Source organism: Mycobacterium colombiense, assembly GCF_001672755.1.
GTDB classification, from domain to species: Bacteria; Actinomycetota; Actinomycetes; order Mycobacteriales; family Mycobacteriaceae; genus Mycobacterium; species Mycobacterium colombiense_C.
Genome location: NZ_LZKI01000108.1, coordinates 123,797 through 130,520 on the forward strand (window position 1 = coordinate 123,797; position 6,724 = coordinate 130,520).

5 protein-coding genes and 1 pseudogene are annotated in these 6,724 nt (G+C 66.9%); all 6 read left to right on the forward strand.

Features of this window, described 5'->3' with window-relative positions; translation table 11 throughout:
- Window position 1: 1 nt before the first annotated feature.
- A complete protein-coding gene (locus A5708_RS15060; protein WP_065029387.1) occupies window positions 2–871 on the forward strand; it encodes an MlaE family ABC transporter permease in 870 nt (289 codons plus the stop codon).
- Window positions 872–876: 5 nt separating this feature from the next.
- Window positions 877–2,184 carry an MCE family protein gene (locus A5708_RS15065; protein WP_065029404.1) on the forward strand — a complete coding sequence of 436 codons (1,308 nt, stop codon included), beginning with the start codon at window positions 877–879 and terminating at the stop codon, window positions 2,182–2,184.
- Window positions 2,181–3,221, forward strand: coding sequence for a virulence factor Mce family protein (locus tag A5708_RS15070; protein WP_065029388.1), 1,041 nt, complete (start codon window positions 2,181–2,183; stop codon window positions 3,219–3,221). Before A5708_RS15065 ends, A5708_RS15070 begins: the two co-directional genes overlap by 4 nt.
- Window positions 3,218–4,810, forward strand: a complete 1,593-nt coding sequence (locus A5708_RS15075; protein WP_065029389.1) for a virulence factor Mce family protein — start codon at window positions 3,218–3,220, stop codon at window positions 4,808–4,810. The genes A5708_RS15070 and A5708_RS15075 overlap by 4 nt, the downstream gene beginning before the upstream one ends.
- Window positions 4,807–6,423, forward strand: a complete 1,617-nt coding sequence (locus A5708_RS15080) for a virulence factor Mce family protein (RefSeq protein ID WP_065029390.1) — start codon at window positions 4,807–4,809, stop codon at window positions 6,421–6,423. The genes A5708_RS15075 and A5708_RS15080 overlap by 4 nt, the downstream gene beginning before the upstream one ends.
- 59 nt (window positions 6,424–6,482) lie before the next feature.
- Window positions 6,483–6,724: pseudogene (locus A5708_RS15085) on the forward strand (mammalian cell entry protein); the annotation flags it as partial.

Sequence of the window (6,724 nt, forward strand, 5' to 3'; positions counted from 1 at the left end):
CATGTCGACTTCCGCCGTCTTTCGCTCCCGCTTCCCACGGGCGGCAGAGAACCTCAACCGCTACGGCCTCGCCGCGGCCCGCGGCCTCGACGACATCGGCCAGATGGCGTGGTTCGGCACCACCGCCGTCGGGCACATCCCGCACGCGCTGCGCAACTACCGCAAGGAGACGCTGCGCCTGATCGCCCAGATCGGCATGGGCACCGGCGCGATGGCGGTCATCGGTGGCACCGTCGCCATCGTCGGCTTCGTGACACTGTCCGGTAGCTCGCTGGTCGCCATCCAGGGCTTCGCCTCGCTGGGCAACATCGGCGTCGAGGCCTTCACCGGCTTCTTCGCCGCGCTGATCAACGTGCGCATCGCCGCGCCCGTCGTCACCGGCATCGCCATGGCCGCCACGGTCGGCGCCGGCGCCACGGCGGAGCTGGGCGCCATGCGCATCAGCGAGGAGGTCGACGCCCTGGAAGTGATGGGCATCAAATCGATCTCGTTCCTGGCCTCGACCCGCATCATGGCAGGGCTGGTCGTCATCATCCCGATCTACTCGATGGCGATCATCATGACGTTCCTGTCCCCGCAGATCACCACGACGGTGATCTACGGGCAGTCGAACGGAACCTACGAGCACTACTTCCGGACGTTCTTGCGTCCCGACGACGTGTTCTGGTCGTTCTTGGAGGCGATCATCATCACCGCGGTCGTGATGATCACCCACTGCTTCTACGGCTACAACGCCGGCGGCGGGCCGGTCGGCGTCGGTGAGGCCGTCGGCCGCTCGATGCGCTTCTCGCTGGTGTCGGTACAGGTTGTCGTGTTGTCCGCCGCGTTGGCGCTGTATGGCGTCAACCCCAACTTCGCACTCACGGTGTGACCGCCATGGCCCGACCGATCCAGACCAACTCCCCGCGGACCCCGCCGTACAAGCTGGCCGGCGTGGCGATCCTGGTCGTCTTCGCGCTGGCGCTGGCGCTGATCTACGGGCAGTTCCGGGGCAACTTCACGCCCAAGACGGAGCTGACCATGTTGGCGTCGCGGGCCGGGTTGGTGATGGATCCGGGTTCGAAGGTGACCTATAACGGGGTGGAGATCGGCCGGGTCGGCTCGATTGCGGAGACGGTTCGCGATGGGAAGCCGGCGGCGAAGTTCACCCTCGAGGTGTACCCGCGGTACCTGAAGCTGATCCCGTCGAATGTGAATGCCGACATCAAGGCGACGACGGTGTTCGGCGGTAAGTATGTGTCGTTGACGACGCCGGCCAACCCGTCGCCGCAGAAGATCTCGACGCACACGGTGATCGATGCCCGGTCGGTGACGACGGAGATCAACACGCTGTTTCAGACGATCACCTCGATCGCGGAGAAGGTCGATCCGGTCAAGCTGAATCTGACGTTGAGTGCGGCGGCGCAGTCGTTGACCGGCTTGGGCGAGAAGTTCGGTCAGTCGGTCACCAACGCCAACACGCTGCTCGACGACGTGAATCCGCAGCTGCCGCAGGCGCGTAGGGACATTCAGCGGTTGGCGGCGCTGGGAGACACGTACGCGGACGCGTCGCCGGACCTGTTCGACTTCTTGAACAACGCGGTGGTCACCGCGCGCACGATCAACGCCCAGCAGAAGGATCTGGACCGGGCGCTGCTGTCGGCGGCCGGGTTCGGCAACACCGGCGCGGAGTTGTTCAACAAGGGTGGGCCGTACCTGGCGCGCGGCGCCGAAGACCTGGTGCCGACGGCGCAGCTGCTGGACACCTACAGCCCCGAGCTGTTCTGCACCGTCCGCAACTACCACGACATCGAGCCCAAGGCCTCGGCCTTCCTGGGCGGCAACGGCTACTCGCTGGTCGCCCACACCCAGGCGCTGTCCGGATTGGGGCTGGTTGCCAACCCCCTGTCGCTGGTGGCCGTCGCGGCGCTCACGCTGGGCCTCGGCGCCGCGGCCGGCCTGGTCGGTGGCGCCCCGAACCCCTACATCTACCCGGAGAACCTGCCGCGGGTGAACGCGCGCGGCGGCCCCGGCGGCGCGCCGGGCTGCTGGCAGCCGCTCACGCACGACCTGTGGCCCGCACCGGAATTGGTGATGGACTCCGGCAACAGCCTCGCACCGTACAACCACCTGGACACCGGATCGCCGTACGCGATCGAGTACGTCTGGGGACGCCAGGTAGGGGATAACACGATCAACCCATGAAAATCACCGGAACCCTTGTCAAACTCAGCATCTTCTCGGTGGTGCTGCTGATCTTCACCGTGATGATCATCGTGGTGTTCGGTCAGATGCGCTTCGACCGCACCAACGGTTACTCGGCGGAGTTCACCAACGTCAGCGGCCTGCGCGCGGGCCAGTTCGTCCGCGCTTCGGGGGTTGAGGTCGGCAAGGTCGACAAGGTGGAGCTGGTCGACGGCGGCAAGCGCGCCCGGGTGAAATTCAACGTCGACCGCTCGGTGCAGCTGTACCAGTCGACGACCGCCCAGATCCGCTATCTCGATCTGATCGGCAACCGCTACCTGGAGATCAAGCGCGGTCAGGGCGAGGGCGCCGACAAGGTCCTGCCGGCCGGCGGGTTCATCCCGTTGGCACGCACCCAGCCGGCGCTCGACCTGGACGCCCTGATCGGTGGGTTTAAACCGCTGTTCCGGGCGCTGGACCCGCAGAAGGTCAACACCATCGCGAGCTCGCTGGTCACCGTGTTCCAGGGCCAGGGCGGCACCATCAACGACATCCTCGACAACACCGCGCAGCTGACCAGCCAGCTCGGCGAGCGCGACCAGGCGATCGGCGAGGTCATCAAGAACCTGAACATCGTGCTGGACACGACGGTCCGGCATCGCCAGCAGTTCGACCAAACCATCAACAACCTCGAGGTGCTGATCACCGGGCTCAAGGACCACAAAGAGCAACTGGCCGGGGGGACCGCGCACATCAGCAACGCCGCCGGCACGGTGGCCGACCTGCTGGCCGAGGACCGCGGCCTGCTGCACAAGACGATCAACTACCTGGACGCGGTGCAGCAGCCGCTGATCGACCAGCAAGACCAACTGCAGGACTACCTCAAGAAGGTGCCGACGGCGTTGAACATGATCGGGCGCGCCATCGGCTCCTACGGGGACTTCGTGAACTTCTACGCCTGCGACATCACCCTGAAGATCAACGGCTTGCAGGCCGGCGGCCCGGTCCGCACGGTCCGGCTGTTCCAGCAGCCGACGGGTAGGTGCACGCCGCAATGAGAACACTGGAACCACCCAACCGGATCCGCATCGGCTTGATGGGCATCGTCGTGACGCTGCTCGTGATCGGCGTCGGCCAAAGCTTCACCAGTGTCCCGATGTTGATGGCCAAGCCGCACTACTACGGGCAGTTCACCGACACCGGCGGCCTCAGCAAGGGCGACAAGGTGCGCATCGCCGGCGTAGAGGTCGGCAAGGTGGAGGGCATCAAGATCGACGGCGATCACATCGTGGTCCAATTCAACGCCGGCACCGCAACGTTCGGCACCGAGAGCCGGCTCGCGGTCAAGACCGACACCATCCTCGGAAAGAAGGTCCTCGAACTGGAGGCCCGCGGCAACCAGCCGCTGCGGCCGGGCGCGACTTTGCCGATCGGCCAGAGCACCACGCCCTACCAGATTTACGACGCGTTCTTCGACGTCACCAAGGCCGCCCAGGGCTGGGACATCGACACCGTCAAGCAGTCGCTGCACGTGCTGTCGCAGACCATCGACCAGACCTATCCGCACCTGAGCCCGGCGCTGGAAGGCGTGCAGAAGTTCTCCGACACCGTCGGCAAGCGCGACGAAGAGGTCAAGCACCTGCTCGCCCAGGCCAACCAGGTGGCGGGCATCCTCGGTAAACGCAGCGATCAAGTCGACCGGTTGCTGGTCAACACCAAGACGCTGTTGGCCGCCTTCAACGAGCGCGGCCAGGCGATCAACGCCCTGCTCGGCAACATCGCCGCGTTCTCCGAACAGGTCAAGGGCCTGATCAACGACAACCCGAACCTGAACCACGTGCTGGAGCAGCTGCGCACGGTCAGCGACATCCTGGTGCAGCGCAAAGACGATCTGGCCAACGGCTTCACCGAGGTCGGCAAGTTCCTGCCCTCGCTGAACGAGGCCATCGCGTCGGGACCGTTCTTCAAGGTGGTCCTGCACAACCTGGCCCTGTACCAGATTTCCCAGCCGTGGGTCGACGCCGCCTTCAAGAAGCGCGGCATCGACCCGGAGAACTTCTGGCGCGGCGCCGGTCTGCCGGAATACCGCTGGCCCGACCCGAACGGGACCCGGTTCCCGAATGGCGCGCCGCCGCCGGCGCCGCCGGTGCTCGAGGGCACGCCCGATCACCCGGGCCCGGCCGTCCCACCGGGATCGCCGTGCTCGTACACGCCGGCCAACCCCGGCGGCAATGTCACCGTCGGTGACGAGGGTCTGCCGCGGCCGTGGAATCCGTTGCCGTGTGCGGGTGCCGCGTCGGGCCCGTTCGGTGGGCCGGGCTTCCCGGCTCCGGTCGACGTGATGGCGTCGCCGCCGAACCCCGCGGGTCTGCCGCCGACGCCGGGCATCCCGATCGCGGGCCGCCCGGGTGACCCGCCGCCTGACGTGCCGGGCACGCCGGTGCCGTTGCCGACGCAGGCGCCCCCGGGTGCTCGCACCGAGAACCTCGCGCCGGCCGGACCGCCGCCGCCGCCGTCGACGTTCGCGCCGGGATTCCCGCCGGGACCGGCGGCACCGCCCGGGCCGGGCAACCAACTACCGGCACCTTTCATCAACCCCGGCGGAACCGGAGGCAGTGGCGCAGCGGGGGGAGGTAGCCAGAATTGAGCACCATCTTTGACATCCGCAACCTGCGGCTGCCGAGGCTGTCTCGGGCATCGGTCATCATCGGATCGCTGGTGGTGATCCTGGCGCTCGTCGTCGGCTACGTCGGTTGGCGGCTCTACGAGAAGCTGACCACCAACACCGTGGTGGCTTATTTCCCGGCGGCGAACGCGCTGTACGCAGGGGACAAGGTCCAGATCATGGGTCTGCGGGTGGGCGCGATCGACAAGATCGAGCCCAGCGGCGACAAGATGAAGGTCACGTTCCACTACGAAAACAAGTACCGGGTGCCGGCCAACGCCTCGGCGGTGATTCTGAACCCCACCCTGGTGGCCTCGCGGGCCATTCAGCTGGAGCCGGCCTACAAGGGCGGGCCGGTGCTGGCCGACAACGCGGTGATCCCCGAAGAGCGCACCCAGGTGCCGGTGGAGTGGGACCAGCTGCGCAACAGCATCACCAACATCATTTCCAAGCTGGGCCCGACACCCGAGCAGCCCAAGGGCCCGTTCGGTGAGGTCATCGAGTCGTTCGCCAACGGGCTGGCCGGCAAGGGGAAGCAGTTCAACAGCACGCTGACCAGCCTGTCGCAGGCGCTGACCGCGCTGAACGAGGGTCGCGGCGACTTCTTCGCGGTGGTGCGCAGCCTGGCGCTGTTCGTCAACGCACTGCACAACGACGACCAACAGTTCGTCGCGCTCAACCAGAACCTCGCTGACTTCACCACGCGGCTCGGGCATTCCGATACCGACCTGGCCAACGCGATCGTGCAGTTCGACAGCTTGCTCACCACCGTGCGCCCCTGGCTCGACCAGAACCGCGGGGTGCTGGTCCAAGACATCAACAACCTGGAGACCGCGACCAATGCGCTGCTGCAACCGGATCCGTTGAACGGGTTGGAGACCGCGCTGCACGTGCTGCCGACGGCCGCGGCGAACATCAACCAGATCTATCACCCGTCGCACGGTTCGGTGGTCGCCATTCCGTCGATCACCAACTTCGCGAACCCGATGCAGTTCATCTGTAGTGCGATCCAGGCCGGCAGCCGGTTGGGCTACCAGGAGTCGGCCGAACTGTGCGCGCAGTACCTCTCGCCGATTCTCGACGCGATCAAGTTCAACTACCCGCCGTTCGGGTTGAACCTGTTCAGCACGGCCGAGACGCTGCCGAAGGAGGTCGCCTACTCCGAGGACCGGCTGCACCCGCCGAACGGATACAAGGACACCACCGTTCCGGGCATCTGGGTGCCGGACACCCCGACCTCGCACCGCAACACCCAGCCGGGCTGGATCGTCGCCCCGGGCATGCAGGGGCAGCAGGTCGGGCCGATCACGGCGGGCCTGATGACCCCGGACTCGCTGGGAGAGCTGATGGGTGGGCCGAACATCGCGCCCGTCCAGTCGACCCTGCAGACCCCGCCGGGTCCGCCGAACGCCTATGACGAGAACCCGATAGCGCCCGTCATCGGCCAGAATCCGCCGCAGGTCCCCATTCCGCCGCCACCGCCGGGGCCGGAGGTGATCCCGGGTCCGGTCGCACCGACACCGGCGCCGGTGGCCGCACCCGCGCCGAACGCCGGTGGCCCGGCGGCACCCGCCGACTTCGGAGGTGGCCAGTGAGGGGAGTGACGAGCGCTGTCGGCGCGAGGAACGAGCCGAACCGTCGGCCAGTGAGGGGAGTGACGAGCGCTGTCGGCGCGAGGAACGAGCCGAACCGTCGGCCCATGAGGGGCGCGCTCCGGGTGATTCGCCGGCGGAGCTGGCAGGGGCTGACCCTGCTGGTCGCCGCGATGGTGTTGAGTTCGTGTGGCTGGAAAGGCATCTCCAACGTCGCGATCCCGGGGGGCCCCGGCGGTGGAGCGGGGTCTATGACCATCTACGTGCAGGTGCCGGACACCCTCGCGATCAACGGCAACAGCAA

Coding starts and splice junctions, on each gene's coding strand:
- A5708_RS15070 (WP_065029388.1), top strand. CDS start 2,181: ATGAAAATCACCGGAACCCTTGTCAAACTCAGCATCTTCTCGGTGGTG.
- A5708_RS15060 (WP_065029387.1), top strand. CDS start 2: ATGTCGACTTCCGCCGTCTTTCGCTCCCGCTTCCCACGGGCGGCAGAG.
- A5708_RS15065 (WP_065029404.1), top strand. CDS start 877: ATGGCCCGACCGATCCAGACCAACTCCCCGCGGACCCCGCCGTACAAG.
- A5708_RS15075 (WP_065029389.1), top strand. CDS start 3,218: ATGAGAACACTGGAACCACCCAACCGGATCCGCATCGGCTTGATGGGC.